At 65.5% G+C, this 19,901-nt stretch carries 16 protein-coding genes; all 16 read left to right on the top strand.

Features of this window, described 5'->3' with window-relative positions; all coding sequences use genetic code 11:
* Window positions 1–22: 22 nt before the first annotated feature.
* The 16 genes from mraY (at window position 23) to ACSQ23_RS16575 (ending at window position 19,735) form a co-directional block, all read left to right on the top strand.
* Complete coding sequence (gene mraY / locus ACSQ23_RS16650; protein ID WP_055880134.1) at window positions 23–1,108, top strand: phospho-N-acetylmuramoyl-pentapeptide-transferase; 1,086 nt, start codon at window positions 23–25, stop codon at window positions 1,106–1,108.
* Between the two features lie 291 nt (window positions 1,109–1,399).
* A complete protein-coding gene (locus ACSQ23_RS16645; protein ID WP_436091253.1) occupies window positions 1,400–2,560 on the top strand; it encodes an FtsW/RodA/SpoVE family cell cycle protein in 1,161 nt (386 codons plus the stop codon).
* Window positions 2,557–3,660 carry an undecaprenyldiphospho-muramoylpentapeptide beta-N-acetylglucosaminyltransferase gene (gene murG, locus ACSQ23_RS16640; protein WP_436091252.1) on the top strand — a complete coding sequence of 368 codons (1,104 nt, stop codon included), beginning with the start codon at window positions 2,557–2,559 and terminating at the stop codon, window positions 3,658–3,660. The genes ACSQ23_RS16645 and murG overlap by 4 nt, the downstream gene beginning before the upstream one ends.
* On the top strand, window positions 3,657–5,081 hold the full coding sequence (gene murC, locus ACSQ23_RS16635) for a UDP-N-acetylmuramate--L-alanine ligase (protein ID WP_055880127.1): 1,425 nt from the start codon (window positions 3,657–3,659) through the stop codon (window positions 5,079–5,081). The genes murG and murC overlap by 4 nt, the downstream gene beginning before the upstream one ends.
* Complete coding sequence (gene murB / locus ACSQ23_RS16630) at window positions 5,078–6,070, top strand: UDP-N-acetylmuramate dehydrogenase (RefSeq protein ID WP_436091251.1); 993 nt, start codon at window positions 5,078–5,080, stop codon at window positions 6,068–6,070. Before murC ends, murB begins: the two co-directional genes overlap by 4 nt.
* 187 nt (window positions 6,071–6,257) lie before the next feature.
* The gene (locus ACSQ23_RS16625; RefSeq protein ID WP_436091250.1) at window positions 6,258–7,178 is read left to right on the top strand and encodes a D-alanine--D-alanine ligase; all 921 of its coding nucleotides are present in this window, start codon (window positions 6,258–6,260) and stop codon (window positions 7,176–7,178) included.
* On the top strand, window positions 7,166–8,161 hold the full coding sequence (locus ACSQ23_RS16620; RefSeq protein WP_436091249.1) for a cell division protein FtsQ/DivIB: 996 nt from the start codon (window positions 7,166–7,168) through the stop codon (window positions 8,159–8,161). Before ACSQ23_RS16625 ends, ACSQ23_RS16620 begins: the two co-directional genes overlap by 13 nt.
* Before the next feature lie 4 nt (window positions 8,162–8,165).
* Complete coding sequence (ftsA, locus tag ACSQ23_RS16615; protein ID WP_056000611.1) at window positions 8,166–9,479, top strand: cell division protein FtsA; 1,314 nt, start codon at window positions 8,166–8,168, stop codon at window positions 9,477–9,479.
* Window positions 9,480–9,665: 186 nt separating this feature from the next.
* Entirely contained in the window at window positions 9,666–11,312 is a 1,647-nt protein-coding gene (gene ftsZ / locus ACSQ23_RS16610; protein ID WP_055881230.1) for a cell division protein FtsZ, read from the top strand.
* Between the two features lie 107 nt (window positions 11,313–11,419).
* The gene (gene lpxC / locus ACSQ23_RS16605) at window positions 11,420–12,376 is read left to right on the top strand and encodes a UDP-3-O-acyl-N-acetylglucosamine deacetylase (protein ID WP_055880114.1); all 957 of its coding nucleotides are present in this window, start codon (window positions 11,420–11,422) and stop codon (window positions 12,374–12,376) included.
* An 82-nt stretch (window positions 12,377–12,458) separates the two neighbouring features.
* Window positions 12,459–13,298, top strand: a complete 840-nt coding sequence (locus ACSQ23_RS16600; RefSeq protein ID WP_197421218.1) for an outer membrane protein assembly factor BamD — start codon at window positions 12,459–12,461, stop codon at window positions 13,296–13,298.
* A gap of 106 nt (window positions 13,299–13,404) precedes the next feature.
* Window positions 13,405–15,075 carry a DNA repair protein RecN gene (gene recN / locus ACSQ23_RS16595; RefSeq protein WP_436091248.1) on the top strand — a complete coding sequence of 557 codons (1,671 nt, stop codon included), beginning with the start codon at window positions 13,405–13,407 and terminating at the stop codon, window positions 15,073–15,075.
* Window positions 15,072–17,288, top strand: a complete 2,217-nt coding sequence (ligA, locus tag ACSQ23_RS16590; protein WP_436091247.1) for an NAD-dependent DNA ligase LigA — start codon at window positions 15,072–15,074, stop codon at window positions 17,286–17,288. Before recN ends, ligA begins: the two co-directional genes overlap by 4 nt.
* 37 nt (window positions 17,289–17,325) lie before the next feature.
* Entirely contained in the window at window positions 17,326–18,603 is a 1,278-nt protein-coding gene (locus ACSQ23_RS16585) for a hypothetical protein (protein WP_436091246.1), read from the top strand.
* Between the two features lie 10 nt (window positions 18,604–18,613).
* Window positions 18,614–19,063, top strand: coding sequence for a DUF3828 domain-containing protein (locus tag ACSQ23_RS16580; RefSeq protein WP_436091245.1), 450 nt, complete (start codon window positions 18,614–18,616; stop codon window positions 19,061–19,063).
* Between the two features lie 180 nt (window positions 19,064–19,243).
* Window positions 19,244–19,735: a hypothetical protein gene (locus ACSQ23_RS16575; protein ID WP_436091244.1), complete on the top strand. Its 492-nt coding sequence runs from the start codon at window positions 19,244–19,246 to the stop codon at window positions 19,733–19,735.
* Window positions 19,736–19,901 lie beyond the last annotated feature (166 nt).

Genomic DNA, 19,901 nt, shown 5'->3' with positions numbered 1-19,901 from the left:
CGACGGGTGGGACACCGACAGCATGCTGTATTTCCTCGGGCAGTTGGGCGATAGCCTCGCCGCCTTCAATGTGTTCCGTTACATCACCTTCAGGACGGCCGGCGCGGTGATGACCGCGCTGTTCTTCGTGTTCCTGTTCGGCCCCGGCATGATCGCGGCGCTCCGCATCCGGCAGGGCAAGGGCCAGCCGATCCGCGAGGATGGCCCGGCCGGGCATCTGTTGACCAAGAAGGGCACGCCCACCATGGGCGGGCTGATGATCCTGTCGGCGACGGTGATCTCGATCCTTTTGTGGTCCAACCTCTCGAACGGTTATGTCTGGGTGGTGCTCGGCGTCACGGTTTCGTTCGGCGCCATCGGCCTTTACGACGATTACCTCAAGGTCAAGCGCATGTCGCATGCCGGCTTTTCCGGCCGGCAGCGGCTGATCCTCGAGGCGATCATCGGCGCCGTCGCCTGCTATTTCATCTCGGTGCTGGGCGATCCCGCCACCTCGACCTCGCTGTTCTTCCCGTTCGTCAAAGGGCTGGCGATTAATCTTGGCTGGTTCTTCGTGCTGTTCGGCGCCTTCGTGGTCGTTGCGGCCGGCAATTCGGTGAACCTCACCGATGGCCTCGATGGCCTCGCCATCGTGCCGGTGATGGTCGCGGCCGCGTGCTTCGGGCTCATCGCCTATCTCGTCGGTTCGGCCACCTTCTCGGAATACCTGTTCCTCAACCCGGTTCCCGGCACGGCCGAACTCTCGGTGGTCTCAGGCGCGCTGATCGGCGCGGGCCTTGGCTTTCTGTGGTTCAATGCGCCGCCGGCGCAGATCTTCATGGGCGATACCGGATCGCTGGCCCTAGGCGGCGCGCTCGGCACTATCGCGGTCGCCACCAAGCACGAAATCGTCCTTGCCATTATCGGCGGCCTGTTCGTGCTCGAGGCCGTCTCGGTCATCGTCCAGGTCGTGTCGTTCAAGCTCACCGGCAAGCGCGTGTTCAAGATGGCGCCGATCCACCACCATTTCGAAATGATGGGCTGGACCGAAAGCCAGGTGGTGATCCGCTTCTGGATCATCAGTTTTGTGCTGGCGCTGATCGGGTTGAGCTCGCTGAAGCTGCGCTAAGTCACACGAGCTACCGCCGCCTTCACCTCCCCACCGGTGTCATCCCAGCGAAAGCTGGGACCCAACTCTCAGCTGGTGCGGGTGACGAAATAGGTCCCAGCTTTCGCTGGGATGACATCGAGTATGTGGGGGAAATGCTGCCATGCTTGAACGAGATATGCGGCCACGGCGCTGACAGCCCCCCGACTCGCAAAACGCGAGCGTCGTTGCGAAGTTGGTAACCAACCGGGCGCTACAATTTGCATCTAGTTGTGCGTACGGGAGGCCGTCCCGATCCGGCGGCGTCAAAGCATGTTTTCACGCGAGCGTAAGACCCCCATCGCCGAGTGGTGGTGGACGATCGACAAGTCACTGCTTGCGGCGTTGATCCTGCTGCTGCTGGTCGGTGTGCTGCTGAGCTTTGCGGCCAGTCCCCCGGTGGCCGAGCGGCTGGGCCTCGGGCCCTGGCACTTCATCATCCGCCAGGCGATCTTCGCTGCGCTTGCCGTGCCAGTGATGATCGCCGCCTCGATGTTGCCGCACCGGGCGGCGCGCATTGCGGCGCTGGCGGTGCTGGTGGTTTCCATCGTCATGCTGTGGCTGACCTTGCGCTTCGGCGTCGAGGTCAAGGGCGCCAAGCGCTGGATTTCGATCGCCGGCAACACGGTGCAGCCGTCCGAATTCGTCAAGCCGGCCTTCGCGGTGATCGGCGCCTGGCTGTTTGCCGAGAGCATGAAGCGGCCGGGTGTGCCGGCGCGCATCATCGCCACCGGCATCATGCTGATGATCGTCGGCGGGCTGCTGCTGCAGCCCGATATCGGGCAGACGGCGCTGGTGCTCGCCACCTGGGGCGTGCTGCTGTTCCTCTCCGGCATCTCGTGGTTCGTGATCATCGGGCTGGGAGCGGCCGGCGTTGGCCTGCTGTTCGCCGCCTATCTGTTCTTCCCGCACTTTGCCAAGCGCATCGACAGCTTCGTCAACCCGGAAGGCGGCAACACCTACCAGGTCGACAAGGCGCTGAGCTCGCTGCTCGAAGGCGGCTGGTTCGGGCGCGGCCCCGGCGAGTCGCTGGCCAACAAGGTGATCCCGGACGCCCATGCCGACTACGTGTTCTCGGCCGCGGCAGGGGAGTTCGGCATCCTGTTCTGCCTGTTCATCGTGGCGCTGGTCGGCTTCATCGTGGTCAAGGCGCTGATCGGGGCGCAGCAGCAGTCGAGCCTGTTCTCGCGTCTCGCGGCCTCGACCCTGGCGATCCAGTTCGGGCTGCAATGCGCCATCAACCTGGCGGTCAATCTCAGCCTGATCCCGCCCAAGGGCATGACCCTGCCGTTCGTCTCTTATGGCGGCACCTCGATGCTCGCCATTGCCTTCGCCATGGGGGTGATGCTGGCCCTGACCCGCAAGAAGCCGGAAGAGCGCCTCGCGACCGGGCTTCCCGTCTATCGCAGCGGAGTGCTATCCCCCGCCGAATGAGCAGATTCGTCCTAATGGCCGGCGGTACGGGAGGCCATCTCTTCCCGGCAATGGCGTTGGCGCAGGAATTGCGCCGGCGCGGTCACGATATCCAGTTGATGACCGATCACCGCGTCGCCTCCTATGGCGACGGCTTTCCGGCGAGCGCGACGCATATCGTGCCCTCGGCGACGCCCTCGGTCAGCAACCCGATCAAGTTCGTGACGGCGGGGTTCAAGATCCTCGGCGGCATCGGCGTCGCCCATGGCACGCTCGGCCGGGTGAAACCTGACGCGGTGATCGGCTTTGGTGGCTATCCGGTGTTCCCACCGTTCGTCGCGGCGAGCCTCCGCGGTATCCCGGGGATCCTGCACGAACAGAACGCCGTGATGGGGCGGGCCAACCGGGCGCTGGCCAAGATGGCCAAGCTAATCGCGCTGAGCTTTGCGCGCACTCTCAAGGCCGAGGCCTTTGCCGACAAGTCGGTGCTGGTCGGCAACCCGGTGCGCGACCGGGTGCGGAACGTCGCCAAGGTGCCATATCCCGATCTCGAGGCCGGTGGCTCGATCCGGCTCCTGGTGTTCGGCGGCAGCCAGGGCGCCCGGGTGTTCGCCGATCTGGTGCCGCCGGCGATCGCCGACCTGCCGTCCGAGATCCGCTCGCGGCTGCGCGTGGTGCAGCAGTGCCGGGCCGAGGATCTCGACCGCGTCGCCGAGACCTATCGGCAGGCCAAGGTCAATGTCGAGCTCGCCTCGTTCTTCGACGACCTGCCGGAGCGCATGGCCGCTTCGCACCTCGTCGTCTCGCGCTCGGGCGCTTCGACCATTGCCGAACTTACCGCCATCGGCCGGCCGGCCATCCTCGTGCCGCTGCCCGGCGCCATCGATGCCGACCAGAAGAACAACGCACTGGTGATGGAGGCTGCCGGTGGCGGCTGGATCGCCGAGCAAGCCACGCTTACGCCACTATCGCTTGGCACTCGCTTGGCATCACTTCTGGGTGACCGGGATGTGCTGCAGCGGGCCGCAGCTGCGGCCCGATTGCTGGGCCAGCCCGACGCCGTCACCAAGCTCGCCGACGCGGCAGAACGCCTCGCGGCCAAGGGGAACAAACCACAATGAAGATGCCGCGCAACATCGGACCGGTGCACTTCGTCGGCATCGGCGGCATCGGCATGAGCGGCATCGCCGAGATCCTGCACAACCAGGGCTATAAGGTCCGCGGCTCGGACAGCGCCGAGAACCCCAACGTGCAGCGGTTGCGCAAGATGGGTATCGAGGTGGAGATCGGCCAGAGCGCCGACAACCTCAAGGATGCGGCCGTCGTCGTCATTTCCTCGGCGATCAAGAAGGGCAACCCGGAACTGGCCGCCGCCCGGGCGCGTGGCCTGCCGGTGGTGCGCCGCGCCGAGATGCTGGCCGAGATCATGCGGTTCAAGAACGCCATCGCCATCGGCGGTACGCACGGCAAGACCACTACGACGACGCTGGTGGCGACGCTGCTCGATGCGGCGAATTACGACCCCACCGTCATCAATGGCGGCATCATCAATGCCTATGGCACCAATGCCCGCCTGGGCGACGGCGAGTGGATGGTGGTCGAGGCCGACGAGTCTGATGGCACCTTCGTCAAGCTGCCGGCGGACGTGGCCATCGTCACCAATGTCGATCCCGAGCACCTCGACTATTACGGCGACTTCGACAAGGTGAAGCAGGCCTTCATCAACTTCGTCGAGAACGTGCCGTTCTACGGCTTTGCCGTGATGTGCCTCGATCACCCCGAAGTGCAGGCGCTGGTCGGGCAGATCCGCGATCGCCGCGTCATCACCTATGGCCGCAACCCGCAGGCCGACGTCCGGCTGGTCGATCTCGAAAACCATGACGGCGTGCAGCATTTTTCAGTCGAGATCCGCGACCGCATCCGGATGACGCATCTGAGGATCGACGGGCTCGAGCTGCCGATGCCGGGCGAGCACAACGCGCTCAACGCTACGGCGGCGATCGCCGTCGCCGACCAGTTGAAGGTGCCGGCCGAGGCGATCCGCAAGGGTCTCAAAAACTTCTCCGGCGTGAAGCGGCGCTTCACCAAGACCGGCACGGTCGGCGGCATCACCATCATCGACGATTACGGCCACCACCCGGTGGAGATCGGCGCGGTACTGAAGGCGGCCCGGCAATCGGCCCGGCGCGACGTCATCGCCGTGGTGCAGCCGCACCGCTACTCGCGCGTCCACGACCTGTTCAACGAATTCGCCACCTGCTTCAACGATGCCGACACGGTGATCGTCGCACCGATCTATGCGGCGGGCGAAACGCCGATCGACGGCGTGACGCACGAAGAGCTGGTCGCCCGCATCCGGGCCCGCGGTCACCGCGATGCGCGGGTCATCGACCGGCCGGAAGCCCTGGCGCCGCTGATCGCTTCGCGCGCCGCCGAGGGCGACTATGTCGTGCTGCTCGGCGCCGGAAACATCACGCAGTGGGCGGCCTCGCTGCCCGCCGAACTTGGCGCCCTGATCGGCAAGGAGCCTGAGCTCACATGAACGTTCATGTCCCCCAGTGGCCTGACCTGCTTCCGACGCTCGGCAGCTGGACCTCCGAGGTCCGCGGCCAGCTGATCGCCAACCAGCAGCTCGACGAGATGACGACGCTCAGGGTAGGGGGGCCGGCGCAGCTGTTCTTCCGCCCGGTCGATGAAGCCGACCTGGCGTTCTTCCTCAAGCACCTGCCGGCGGAGATCCGCGTCACCGTGGTCGGGCTCGGCTCGAACCTCCTGATCCGCGATGGCGGTCTCGACGGCGTGGTGATCCGGCTGCCGGCCAAGGGCTTTGGCGCCATCGATATCCTCGATGGCCACCGGGTGCGGGCCGGCGCCGCGGTGCCGGACGTGAAGGTCGCGACCGCTTCGGCCGAGGCGGGCATTGACGGGCTGTGGTTCTATCGCGGCATCCCCGGCGGCATCGGCGGGGCGCTCTACATGAATGCCGGCTGCTATGGCACCGAGACGCGCAACCGCATGGTCGAGCTGCGTGCCGTGACGCGGCAGGGCGAGATCATCACGCTCACCAACGAGCAGATGGGCTACCTCTACCGCAAGTCGAATGGCCCGCGCGGCGCAGTGTTCACCTCGGCCACCTACCAGGGCTTTGCCGGCGACTCGGAGAAGATCCTCACCGAGATGCGCACCGTCACCGAGCGGCGCGAGAGCACGCAGCCGACCCGTGCCAAGACCGCCGGCTCGACCTTCAAGAACCCCGAGGGACATTCGAGCTGGAAGGTGATCGACGAGGCCGGTGGCCGCGGCTTCACCTTCGGGCGAGCGCAGATGAGCGAGATGCACTCCAACTTCCTCATCAACATGGGTGAAGCGGATGCGTTCGAGGTCGAAACCGTCGGCGAGTCGATCCGCCAGAAGGTGCGCGACAAGCACGGCATCGAGCTGAAGTGGGAAGTCCGCCGCATGGGGCATTTCGTGCCCGGGCGCGAAGTGCGCGAGTTCATGGACGGGGCGCCGTTCACGGGAGCGGTTTAGTGACCGCCGTTCTGCCGGTGCTCGCTGACCCCCACCTCTGTCCCCTCCCCGCAAGGGGGAGGGAGATGCTCCCGACCAATCATCATCGCCTCACCTACGGAGCATGCGGCTCCATCGTCCCCCTCCCCCTTGCGGGGAGGGGACAGGGGTGGGGGTCCACAGTCACCGGCGTCCGAGAGATCACTCCATGACCAAGCACGTCGCCGTCCTGATGGGCGGCATTTCGAATGAGCGGCCGGTGTCGATCGCCTCGGGCACCGGGTGCGCTCAGGCGCTGCGGAACGGGGGCTACCAGGTCACCGAGGTCGATGTCGGCTACGACATTGCCGAGGTCCTGCGCGAGCTGAAACCCGATGTCGCCTTCAACGCGCTGCACGGGCGCTACGGCGAGGATGGCACCATCCAGGGCGTGCTGGAATTCCTGCGCATCCCCTATACGCACTCGGGCGTGCTCGCCTCGGCACTGGCGATGGACAAGCACCAGGCCAAGATCATGTTCAAGGCGGCCGGCATCCCGGTCACCGATCACACCATTGCCAACCGGGCGGAAGTCGCGCGCGCCCACGTCATGGCGCCGCCCTATGTGGTGAAGCCGATCGCCGACGGGTCGAGCTTCGGCGTCTTCATCGTCAAGGCCGACCAGTCGCACCCGCCGCAGGAGCTGCTGCGCGAGGACTGGAACTCGGGCGAAGAGGTGATGGTCGAGCGCTACATCCCCGGCCGCGAGCTCACCTGCGCGGTGATGGGTGACGTTGCGCTGGGGGTGACCGAGATCGTTACCGACCTCAGCTTCTACAATTATGAGGCAAAGTACGCCCATGGCGGCTCGCGGCACGTCATTCCGGCTGAAATTCAACCGAAAATTTACGACAAAGTGCAGAAGATGGCGCTTAAGGCGCATGCTGCGCTTGGGTGCCGGGGCGTGTCGCGGAGTGACTTCCGCTACAACGACCAGGCAGGGCCGGACGGCGAGCTCGTCTGCCTCGAGATCAACACCCAACCAGGCATGACCGAAACGTCACTGGTTCCCGAACAGGCCCGCCATGCCGGCCACTCGTTCGAGGAGCTGGTTGCCTGGATGGTGGAGGATGCGAGTTGCAACAGGTAGGGGCTAAGAGTTTCGCCAACGCCCAGCCTGTCGATCCCCGTCATTTTCCTGTTCCACTTCCCCGCACCGGCCGGCGTGCGCTGGTCAAGGCCAGCCATGTCTGGGTGCTGCACAAGCAGGTCATCACCCGCATCGTCGGGGCAGTCCTCGCGCTGCTCGTGGCGTTCGGCCTCTATGAAGCGCGCGATGTCATCGGCTCGGCCGGTCTCACCGCCTACCGGTTCGTGCAGGGCGAGTTCGCCCAAGCCGGCTTCGGCATCGATGCGATCGAGATCACCGGGCAGACGCTGACCGACGACAAGGACATCATCACGCTGTTGACCGTCGGCACCGGCAATTCGACGCTGACCTTCGATGCGCAGAAGGCGCAAGCGCGGCTCGAATGGCTCCGCGCGGTGAAATCCGCCACCGTTCGCAAGGTCTATCCCAACCGGGTCATCGTCTCGATCGTCGAGAAGGTGCCGGTGGCGCGCTGGCGCATCGGCGACACCACCTGGCTGATCGACGAGACCGGCAAGAAGATCGGCACCGATATCAGCTCCTATACCGACCTGCCGCTGCTGATCGGGGAGGGGGCCGGCGATGACGGCGTCGCCATGGTGCGGGTGCTCGCCCGCCATGCAGGGCTCGACGACCAGTTGGCCGCGCTCAGCCGCATCGGCGATCGGCGCTGGGACCTGATCTATCGCAATGGCCTCCGCGTGCAGCTGCCCGAGAGCGGCGTGGCGCAGGCGCTCGACCAGCTCGAAATGTACCAGACCGACTATGCGCTGCTCGAGCGCGACGTGTCGGTGATCGACCTGCGCGTGCCCGGCATCGTTACCCTGAAGCCCGGTGAGATCGCTGCGGCGCAGATTGCCGAAGCCAAGGGCAGCAAGGGCAAGAAGCCCGCCAAGAAACCCGCGAGCGCCCCGGCGGCGACCGCTCCCGCTGCGGCGCCTCAGGCCGCGGCTCCCGTCGTGCCTGTAACTCGGACTCAGTAAGACCATGATGACCGATGCCCTGACCGCGCGGCTCAAGCCCGTACAGCCCGGCCGCACTTCGCTGGTGACGGTGCTCGATATCGGTTCGACCAAGATCTGCTGCGTCATCGCCCGGCTGGTGCCGCGCCCCGAGGGCAAGTCGCTCAGGGGCCGGACCCACAATGTCGAAGTGATCGGCTTCGGCTATGGCCCCTCGTCCGGCATCAAGAGCGGTGTCATCACCGATCTCGACAAGGCCGAGCAGGCCGTGCGCACCGTGGTCGGCATCGCCGAACGCGCCGCCGGTGTCACCGTGCAGTCGGTGATCGTCAACGTCACCGCCGGCCGTCTCGGCTCGGAAACCTTCTCGGCGGGCGTCAACCTTGGCGGCCAGGAAGTGGAACGCGCCGATATCCAGCGGGTGCTGCGCGCGGTCAACGAGCGGTCGGTCCGCCCCGAGCGCTCGATCGTCCACGCGCTGCCGATCGGCTATGCGCTCGATGGCCAGAAGGGCATCAAGGATCCCAAGAACATGGTCGGCGAGAAGCTGTCGATCGATGTCGCGGTGATCTCGGCCGAAACCCTCGCCATGCGCAATATCGAGCTGGTGCTGCACCGCTGCCATCTGCAGATCGAAGCGCTGATGGCGACCCCGTATGCCTCCGGCCTTGCGACCCTCGTCGATGACGAGAGCTCGCTGGGCGTTGCCTGTATCGACTTCGGTGGCGCCACCACCACCGTTTCGGTGTTCTCCGAGGGGCAGCTCGTCTATGCCGACGCCATCGCCATTGGCGGGCATCACCTGACGCTCGATATCGCGCGCCAGCTCTCGGTCGGCATCGCCGACGCGGAGCGACTCAAAACCATGTACGGCTCGGTGCTGCCGGGCCAGACCGACGAGCGCGACATGATCGCCATCACCCCGGTCGGTGCGACTCGCGACGAGGCGCCGGGGCAGATTCCGCGTTCGCACATCACCCGCATCATCCGTCCGCGGGTCGAGGAAGTGCTCACCGCCATCAAGGATCGCATGCAGGCGACCGGCATGATGGATATCTGCGGCCGCCGATTCGTCCTGACCGGTGGCGCCAGCGAGCTCACCGGCCTGCCGGAAGTGGCGCGCCGGGTGCTGGCCCGTAACGTCCGCAATGGCCGCCCGATGGGGATTTCCGGCCTGCCCGAAATGGCCAAGGGCCCGGGATTCGCGACGGTTGCAGGGATGCTGATCTATCCGCAGGTATGCGCCCAGGAGTTCGTCGAGCCGCATCGCGCCGCCCGGCTTACCGGCACCGACGGCTATTTCGCCCGGGTCGGCAACTGGCTCCGCACCAGCTTCTGAGTCTCGGGGCGCTCCCGGCCGCGACGCCGCCGGGCGCCCCTCACCTTCATGCTTAACGTAACGTATCCAAACGCTTAGCCTGGCTTGCAAATTGCCATCACGTTAACGGTTTTGAGGGCATTGTTAGGGTCTGGTTAACGAATTGGCGACTAATACTGGTCTCACACGCCACGCATGGGGCCATTCATGACCATCAACCTCACCATCCCGGACATTCAAGAACTGAAGCCGCGCATCACCGTGTTCGGTGTGGGCGGGGCTGGCGGCAACGCGGTCAACAACATGATCGCGTCGGGCCTTTCCGGAGTGGACTTCGTCTGCGCCAATACCGACGCACAAGCCCTGGCGCTCTCGAGCGCGCAGCGGATCATCCAGCTAGGCGTCTCGGTCACCGAGGGTCTCGGCGCCGGCTCCCACCCGGAAGTGGGCAGGGCGGCCGCTGAAGAGAGCTACGACGAGATCAACGATCACCTGAGCGGCGCGCATATGGTGTTCATCACCGCGGGCATGGGTGGCGGCACCGGCACCGGCGCTGCTCCCGTGGTGGCTCGCGCAGCCCGCGAGCAGGGGATCCTGACCGTCGGTGTGGTGACCAAGCCGTTCCAGTTCGAAGGCAACCGTCGTTCACGTCTGGCCGAAGACGGCATCGACGAGCTGCACCGGCATGTCGATACGCTGATCGTCATCCCGAACCAGAATCTCTTCCGCGTTGCCAACGAGAAGACCACCTTCGCCGACGCCTTCAAGATGGCGGACCAGGTGCTCTACTCCGGCGTCGCCTGCATCACCGACCTGATGGTCAAGGAAGGTCTGATCAACCTCGACTTCGCCGACGTGCGCGCCGTGATGCGCGGCATGGGCAAGGCGATGATGGGGACGGGCGAGGCTTCCGGCGAGGATCGGGCGCGGCACGCCGCCGAGGCGGCGATCGCCAACCCGCTGCTCGACGATGTGTCGATGCAGGGGGCGCGTGGCCTCCTGATCTCGATCACCGGTGGTCCGGACCTCACCCTTTACGAAGTCGACGAGGCGGCAAGCCGCATCCGCGAGGAAGTCGACTCGGATGCCAACATCATCCTCGGCGCCACGTTCGATCCGGATATGACCGGCACGATCCGTGTCTCGGTCGTCGCCACCGGCACCGACGCGACGATGGTCCAGGCGCTCGAGCCGATGAAGGCCAACCCGGCGCGCGTGCCGCTGCAGGCCGCGGTGATGCGCCAGGCCATGCCGGAGCGTGTTGCGATCGCCGAAGCTCAGCCGGAGCCCGAGTTCGAGACTCAGGTGGAGCAGGCCGTCGCCGAGGCGATCTCCTACGCCGAGCCGGCTTACCAGGAGTACCAGGAAGACGACGGCATCACTGTCGAGCCGTACATCCCGCAGGCCAGCCACACGCATCTCGAAGAAGCGCCGCGACTCATCGAGGCGCCGATTCCCAGCGCCTATGTGCCCTCCAGCGCCGAGCGCCCCGACGGTCAGCGCCGGATGCCGCGCACCGAGGAGTTCCCGGCTGTTGCAAGGCAGTCACTCGCGGCGCAAGAAAAGCAGGAACCGGAGCCGCGCAATGCGCGTGCGCTGTTCAAGCGGCTGGCCTCCAATGTCGGCATTAGCCTTAAGTCGAACGAGCCGGCGCGGGCTGAGCCGGCGGTCGAGCCGAGTGCCGACGACGCCGCTGCCCGCAGCGCCATCGAGGCCGGAGGCGCCCGGAATTCGCGGGTTTCCGGTGGTGCTGAAGGCGCTCGCGGCAATGCCGACCAGTACGGTCGCGTACAGTCGCAGCCGGCTCAGAAAGAGCACATCGAGATCCCTGCCTTCCTCCGCAAACACGGCTAATAGCCGCGGGGGAAAGCCCGAATACACGCCCCCGGCGCGGCTTCCGCGCCGGGATTTTATTGTCTATGACTGCACCGGGTCGCAGACGGGGCTGGAGTCCTTAGAGCATGCATAAACTTTCGGCGCGGCAGCGGACTTTGGCCGATGCGCTCGAATTCAGCGGTTTCGGTGTTCATTCCGGCGCCCCTGTTACCCTCACTCTCGAGCCTGCTGCGCCCGATAGCGGTTATACCATCACGCGCCTGCTCGATGACGGCCGCCGTCACGGGCCAGTGCCGGTGCACTTTTCCCGCGTGACGCGGACGACGCTGTGCACCACGCTCGACCTTGGCGACAGCGTGTCGGTGGCGACCGTCGAGCATGTGGTTTCGGCGCTTTCCGGTATGGGCGTCGACAATGCCCACATGGTGCTGACCGGCGGCGAATGCCCGATCCTCGATGGCAGCGCCTGGCCGTTCGTCGAGGCCATCCAGCAGGTCGGCCTGATGGTGCAGCCGGCGCCGCGCCGCTACATCAAGATCATGCGCCAGGTGCTGGTGCGCAACAACGAGGCCTCGGCCGCGCTCGAGCCCTATAACGGCCGGCTGCTGGACCTCGAGATCGACTTCGACAGCCGCGTCATCGGCCGCCAGCGGATGATCTTCGACTGGACGCCGCGCAAGTATTTCGAGGACGTGTCGCGGGCCCGCACCTTCGGGTTCGTGCGCGATGCCAAGATTCTCCGCCAGGCCGGCTATGCGCTCGGCTCCTCGATGGAAAATTCGATCACCGTGCATGAGGATCGGATTCTCAATCCGGGTGGCCTGCGCTACGAGGACGAGTTCGTCCGCCACAAGCTGCTCGACGCCATCGGCGACCTGGCGCTGTGCGGGCTGCCGATCTACGGTCGGTTCCGTTCCTACAAGGGTGGCCACGCCCTCAATGCCCTCGTGCTGCATGGGCTGTTCGCCAGCGAAGCCAACTACGAGATCGTCACGGCGGACCAGCTGCCGGCGGCGTTCGACGCGCTGGATGACATGCCCGAAGGGCTCAATGTACAATCGTACCTGCGGTCGGTCGGCTGACAGCCAGCGCCACAGTTTTGATTTCTTTTGTCAGTAGTTCGCCTGCCGTCTTAGGGTAGTGCGTTAAGGGATGGGGCAGGTCGTGACGATCTCTCAGCATGCAGGTATTTCGAGCCGGTTCGCACGTTTCGTGCTGATGGGCGCTGTCGTGGTGCTGCTCGCCGGCTGCAACCTGTTTGGCCAGCCCAAGATCAAGGAAGAGGCCATCGTCCCGCCCGAGACCCTGTACCAGCAGGCGCTCTCCGAAATGGATGCTCAGCGCTACGTCACTGCCGTCAAGACGCTGGAGAAGCTCGAGCGTCAGCACCCGTTCTCGGAGTTCAACGAGAAGGCCAAGCTGATGCAGGTCTACGGCAACTATCGCATCGGCAAGTTCGAGGAGGCGATTCTCGCAGCCGACCGCTATGTCGCGCTCTACCCGGGCTCCAAGGAGCTGCCTTACGTGCTCTACCTCAAGGGCAACTCGTATTTCGGCCAGATCAAGGACATCACCCGCGATCAGCAGATCTCGAAGAACGCCATCGAGACCTACTCGATGATCATCGCCAACTATCCTGACAGCAAGTACGCCAAGGACGCGCAGGAGAAGATGGTGGTCGGCGTCGACCAGCTTGCCGGCAAGGAGATGTCGGTCGGCCGCTACTACCTGGGCAACGGCAACTATCCGGCCGCGATCAACCGCTTCCGCGTGGTGGCCGAGCAGTTCCAGACCTCGACCCATATCGAAGAGGCGCTGTTCCGCCTGACCGAAGCTAACCTGGCGCTCGGCCTGATCTCCGAGGCGCAGACCGCGGCGGCCGTGCTTGGCCACAACTATCCGCAGAGCAGCTGGTACAAGCAGGCATTCGACCTGCTCGCCAAGCAGGGCATCTCGCCACAGGTGAACGCCGGCAGCAGCCTCGCGCAGCTGAAGAAGAGCTAAGGCGAAAACAAGCCTGTTGCCTGTTTGTTCCCCTTTGAGCTAAGCTGCAAAGCGCGAGTTTGTTCGGCCCCATCAGGCCGGTCGACCACCGAGGGGCCACTCCCGAATGCTCAATGCGCTTTCGGTTCGAAACATCGTACTGATCGACCAGCTCGATCTCACGCTCGAAGACGGCCTCACCGCGCTTACCGGTGAGACCGGTGCGGGCAAATCCATCCTGCTCGATGCGCTGACGCTGGCGCTTGGCGGCCGCGGCGATGCTTCGCTGGTGAGAGCTGGGGCCGAAAGCGGGCAGGTGGTGGCGGTGCTGCAGCTGCCGCGCAATCACCCGGCACGTGAGGCGCTGCGCGAGAACGCCATCGCCGACGACGAGGATATCATCCTGCGTCGCGTGCAGCTGGCTGACGGCCGCACCCGCGCCTTCATCAATGACCAGCCGGTCTCCGCCGGGCTGCTGCAGGCCGTCGGACGGCTGATCGTCGAAATCCATGGCCAGCATGACGATCGGGCGCTGATCGACGTCGCGACGCATCGCTCGGCCCTCGATGCGTTCGGCGGCCACGAATCGATGGTCAGCGCCGTGTGGAGCACCTACGAAGCCCTGGTCGAGGCGGATGCCGCCGTCGCCGGGCAGCGCGCAGTGATCGCCGAGGCGATGGCGCGCGAGGAATATGCCCGGCACGTTGTCACCGAACTGGGCGAGATGCATCTCGAGGCAGGCGAGGAGGAAGTCCTCGCCGAGCGCCGGCAGCGGCTGATGACGCTGGAAAAGGCCGCCGAGGAAGTTCGCGACGCCGACGAAATCCTCAATGGTCCGACGGCGCCAGGGCCGGTGCTGGCCGGGCTGATGCGGCGGCTGGTGCGCAAGGCCGATGCCGGCGCCGCGGTATTCCAGCCGATCGTCGAGGCGCTGGATGCGGCGCTGGTGTCGCTCGACGCCACCTCCGATGCGCTGGAAGTGCTGAAGCGCGACATGGCGTTCGATCCGGCCGATCTCGAAAAGGTCGAGGAGCGGCTGTTTGCGCTGCGCGCCGCCGCCCGCAAGCACCACACGACCTGTGACGGGCTGGGTGAGGTGCTGGCCAAGTACCAGAACGATCTCGACATGCTGCAGAGCGGCGAGCAGTCGCTGAAGGCGCTCGAGATCGCCGCAGAGGCCGCGCGTGGCGCCTATTCAGCCGCCGCGTCTGCGCTCAGCACGGCGCGCGAAACGGCCGCTGGCGCCCTCACCAAGGCCGTGGAAGCCGAGTTGCCGGACCTGAAGCTCGGCGCCGCGAGGTTCATCGTCGACCGGCAGGTCGATCCGGCCCGGGTCGCCGCTTCCGGCCACGACCAGATCGCCTTCCACGTGCAGACCAATCCGGGCACCCAGCCGGGGCCGATCCTCAAGGTCGCCTCGGGCGGCGAGCTCAGCCGGTTCCTGCTGGCGCTCAAGGTGGTGCTGGCCGATCGCGGCTCGGCGCCGGTGCTGATCTTCGACGAAATCGACACCGGGGTGGGTGGCGCCGTGGCCGACGCCATCGGTCGTCGGCTGGCGCGACTCGCCGGCAAGGTGCAGGTGCTGACCGTCACCCACGCCCCGCAGGTTGCGGCGAGGGCGCAGAGCCATCTGCTGATCGAGAAGCAGGCGATCGAAGAGGGGGCGTTCGTACGCACCCATGTGCGCCGGCTCGACGGCAAGGCGCGGCAGGAAGAAGTGGCGCGCATGCTGGCGGGCGCCAAAGTCACCGACGAGGCGCGCGCCGCGGCCGGGAAGTTGATTTCGGAGGTATCGTGAGCGAGGCGGAACGTGAGATCGAGAGCTTCTCCGAGGCGGAGGCCAAGGCGGAGCTCGACCGGCTGCACGAGGTGCTGAGCGAAGCGGACCGCGCTTACTTCGAGAACGATGCCCCCGAGATCACCGACGCCGAGTATGACGGGCTGAAGCGCCGCTACCAGGCGTTCGAGATCGCCTTTCCGCAATTGAAGCGCGCCGACAGTCTCAGCGACAAGGTCGCCGGCGCGCCGGTCGAAGGGTTCTCCAAGGTCCGGCATGCCGTGCCGATGCTCAGCCTCGCCAAGGCCTATACCGATGAGGACGTGGTCGATTTCATCGAACGCGGCCGGCGGTTCTTCGAGCGCGACAAGGACTTGCAGCTGGTGTTCACCGCCGAGCCCAAGATCGATGGGCTATCGGCATCGCTGCGCTACGAGAACGGCGTGTTTGTGCAGGGCGCCACCCGCGGTGACGGCACGGTGGGTGAGGATATCACCGCTAACCTCAAGACCATCTCCGACATCCCGCATAAGCTCAAGGGCTCGGGCTGGCCTCAGACCATCGAGATCCGTGGCGAGGTCTATATGACCATGGCCGAGTTCGAGGCGCTGAAGGCGCGCTCGGCAGCGGTCGGTGGACAGGAATATGTCAACCCGCGCAACACCGCGGCCGGTTCGCTCCGGCAGAAAGATCCATCGGTCACTGCCAGCCGCAACCTGAAATTCTTTGCCTATGCCTGGGGCGCCAGCTCGGCGGAGCCGGCGGCGACGCAATATGAGGCGGTGCAGAAGTTCGGCGAATGGGGCTTTGCCATCAGCCCGCTGATGGTGCGCGCCAGCTCGATCGAAGAACTGATCGCCCAGTACAAGAAGATCGAGGAACTGCGCTCCTCGCTCGGCTACGACATCGACGGCGTCGTCTACAAGGTCGACAACCTCGAGCTGCAGCGCCGCTGGGGCTTTTCGAGCGGCGAGCCGCGCTGGGCCGTGGCCCACAAGTTCGCCGCCGAGCAGGCCTTCACCACCATTCGCGCCATCGACATCCAGGTCGGCCGCACCGGCACGCTGGCGCCGGTGGCGCGGCTGGCGCCGGTCGGCGTCGGCGGCGTGGTGGTGGAGAACGTCACGCTGCACAATGAGGACTATATCGCCGGCATCGACTCGACCGGCGCGCCGATCCGCGGCGACGAGCCGATCGACGTGCGCATCGGCGATACGGTGGTGATCCAGCGGGCCGGCGACGTGATCCCGCAGATTGTCCGGGTAGTGCTGGAAAAGCGCCCGGCGGACGCCGTGCCCTACGTGTTCCCGCATGTTTGCCCGGTCTGCGGTTCACCCGCGACGCGTGAGCTCAACGAGAAGACCGGCAAGGAGGATTCGCGCCGCCGCTGTACCGGTGAGCTGATCTGCGCGGCGCAGGCGGTCGAGCGGCTCCGGCATTTCGTCTCGCGTGGCGCCATGGATATCGAAGGGCTGGGGTCGGAGAATATCGACCTGTTCTTCAACTCGGGCCTCGTCAAGACCGCCGCAGACATCTTCACTTTGCGCGATCGCCGGCCGGAAGTGCAGCAGGCGTTTGCGGCGCGGCGTGACGAGCAGGCGCGACTCCGCGAAGAAGCGTCGGGCAAAACGCGCAAGAATGCCCGCAGTGTCGAAGACCGGAGCTTTGAAGGCCTCGAAAAGCTGTTCGCCGCCATCGACGCGAGGCGCGAGCCCGAGCTCGATCGGTTCATCTTCGCGCTCGGCATCCGTCATATCGGCGAGACCACGGCAGCGGTGCTGGCCAAGACCTTCTCGAGCATCGAGGAACTGATCCGCGTCGGCAAGGAAACGGCTGCGCATGCAGACGACCCGCATTCGGTATTTCCGTCGGTCGATGGCATCGGCGACACCGTCATCGAGGCACTGATCGATTTCTTCGGCAACGAGCGCAACGACGACGTGCTGGAGGCGCTGCTGCGGCAGGTGCGACCCAAGCCCTATGTGGTCACCGTTTCCGCCACCAGCGAAGTGGCGGGCAAGACCATTGTTTTTACCGGCAGCCTCGAGAAGTTGACACGCGGCGAAGCCAAGGCGATGGCGGAGCGGCTGGGCGCCAAGGTGGCGGGCTCGGTGTCCAAGAACACCGATATCCTCGTCGCTGGTCCCGGCGCCGGCTCCAAGCTCAAGGATGCGCAGGCGCTCGGCATCCTTATTCTCGACGAAGATCAATGGCTTGAGTTGGCCGCAAAATAGCCAGCGGCCAAATAGCCAACTGCTTGGGAGAACCGGGATGCTGAAACTGGCGACTGTCGTGTTGTGCGCGGCGCTGTCGTTCCCGGCGCTGTCCGGTCCGGTGCTCGCCGATGAGGCCGGGGATCTGGCGCGCAAGCACCTTTATGAGGGGACGATCGGGCAGGGGCTCACCGAGCTGAAGCCGTTCTACGAACGGCAGGACCTTGAGGGCCGCTTCGGCGTCGGGCTGTTGAGCTTCATCCAGGGCGTCGAGCACTTTGCGCAAGGGCTCTATCGGCACGGCTTCGCTTCGCCCGATGCCGGCCCGATCATGGGCGCGCCACTGGCCATGCCGGTGCCGGTCAACCCGAACCCCGAGCCACTGGACTACGACAAGTTCCGCGCCATCCTGCAGCTGCTGGTCGATGACATGGACGCGGCGCGCGATGCACTGCTGACCGCCGGTGAGACCGGCGACTACGTTGTCCCGGTCGAAGTGCTGAAAGTGCGGATCGATCTCGACGGCGACGGCAAGGGCAGCGAAACCGAGACCATCGGCAACGTACTCAACGCCATGTTCGGCGCGGCAACCGTGCCCGGCCCGACCGACCCCGGCGCTCCGGCGCCGACACCGCCAACGCCGCCAGACTCCACCATCGGTTTCGACCGGGCCGATGCGATCTGGCTTGCCGGCTATTCGCAGGTGCTCGCGGCGCAGGCGGATTTCCTCCTCGCCCACGATTTCCGGACGCTGTTCGACACCACCTTCCACCGGCTGTTCCCGCGCGCCGGCCTGCCGATGCAGGAGTACACCCGTTCCACCGGCACGCTGATGCTCGATCCGGAATCGGACAATGCCATCGCCGATGCGCTGGCGGCGATCCACCATCTCAACTGGCCGGTCGCCGATGCCGACCGGCTGAAGCGTGTGCTGGCGCGCTTCAAGGCGATTACCGGGCTTTCCCGTCGCAACTGGGAGGCGATCCTCGCCGAGACCGACGACAATCGCGAGCTGCTGCCGAGCCCGAAACAGACCGGCATCACGCCTGAAGCCAAGATCACCGACGCGCAGGTGAAGGCCTGGATGGCGACGCTCGACACCGCCGACCTGATCCTCGACGGCAAGCTGCTGCTGCCGCACTGGCGCTTCCAGAAAGGCTTCGATCTCAAGGCCTATTTCGAGACGGCCAAGAAGACCGACCTGGTGATGCTGATCACCGGCTATGACGCGCTGCCGTTCCTCAAGGACGGCCCGATCGCCAGCGCCGAGTCGTTCGCCGAGGCCAACGCGGTGTTCGGCGATGCGCTGATCGGCTATGCGTTCTGGTTCAACTGAGGGGGTGGCCATGCGCCTGTTGATCGTCATCGCTGCGCTGCTGCTGGTGCAGCCGGCTTTGGCGCAATCGTTCTCCGAACCGAAGGCGCTGCTCGAGGCGCTCTATGCCGGCTACACGCTGCCCAACGACTATCCGCCCGACGAGACGCCGCTGCAGAGCGAGCGGCTCAACGGGTTGTTCGAGAAGGACCAGCAGGAAGCGAATGGCGAGATCGGCCGCATCGATTTCGCTCCCTACATCAACGGGCAGGATTACCAGATCAGCGACCTCGCCATCGGCGAGCCCTACCTGGCCGGTGGCAAGGCCGTGGTAAAGGTCACCTTCCGCAACTTCGACACGCCGCAGGAGCTGGGTTTCCTGCTGGTCAATGAGGATGGGTGGAAGATCGACGACGTGTGGGGCGGCAGCGCCGACTACAGCTACGACCTGCTCGATATCCTGCAGTCGCCGCTGCCTTGATTGCGGCACGGCGCAGCCCTCAATGCGCCCAAACGCCTTGCTAGTGGCGGATTGCGTTTCGTCGAAACGCACTCCACCACCGGGCCTTTGTTGGTCACGAGATCGAACCGGAAAAGTCTGCAACTTTTCCTGATCTCGCTCCGGCCGGGTGTAATCGAAACCGGGCACGACGGGGCGGTCATGCGTCGCATCATAGCAAGTCTTCTGCTGATCATCGGCTTTACCGGCGCGGCGAGCGCCTATGACAATCCCAAGGCGCTGGTCGAGGCGATCTACCAGCCTTACGGCGCCGGCGAGAAGCATGAGGGCGGGCTCGAGCAGTTCTACTCGGCGCGGCTCAAGGATCTTTATGCGGCCAACCTCGAGCGGCAGAGCGTCGACCAGAAGGGCGCCGCCGTCGATCCGGATGCGCCCGACATGCTGGCGTTCGACCCATTCATCGAGGGACAGAACTCGCTGCTGCTCGATGTGGTGATCAGCGAGCCGGTGCTGAACGGCGACCGGGCCGTCGCCACCGTCAGCTTCCACAATTTCGACCACCTGAGCCTGATCAGCGTCGCCATGGTGCGTGAGGCCGATGGCTGGAAGGTCGACGACGTCGCGTCCCTCGCCGGCAGCCAGAACTGGCTGCTGTCCTGGCTGCTGCAATATGATCCGTTCGGGGTGAACTGAGGGCGGTGCCGGACAACTCGCGCACCCGTGCGGGTTGACCCCCACCCCTGTCCCCCCCGCAAGGGGACGACAAGATGTCGCCCCGAGGGGGAGGGAGCCCCTCAGGCCAACATCGCGGTTCCTTCGTCTCCCTCCCCATTGCGGGGAGGGATCAAGGGTGGGGTCC

The sequence above is a fragment of the Devosia sp. LjRoot16 genome, from assembly GCF_964252795.1.
Taxonomy (GTDB): domain Bacteria; phylum Pseudomonadota; class Alphaproteobacteria; order Rhizobiales; family Devosiaceae; genus Devosia_A.
Note: the sequence above shows the minus strand (reverse complement) of the source record. Positions and strands in the feature narration are given on the sequence as shown.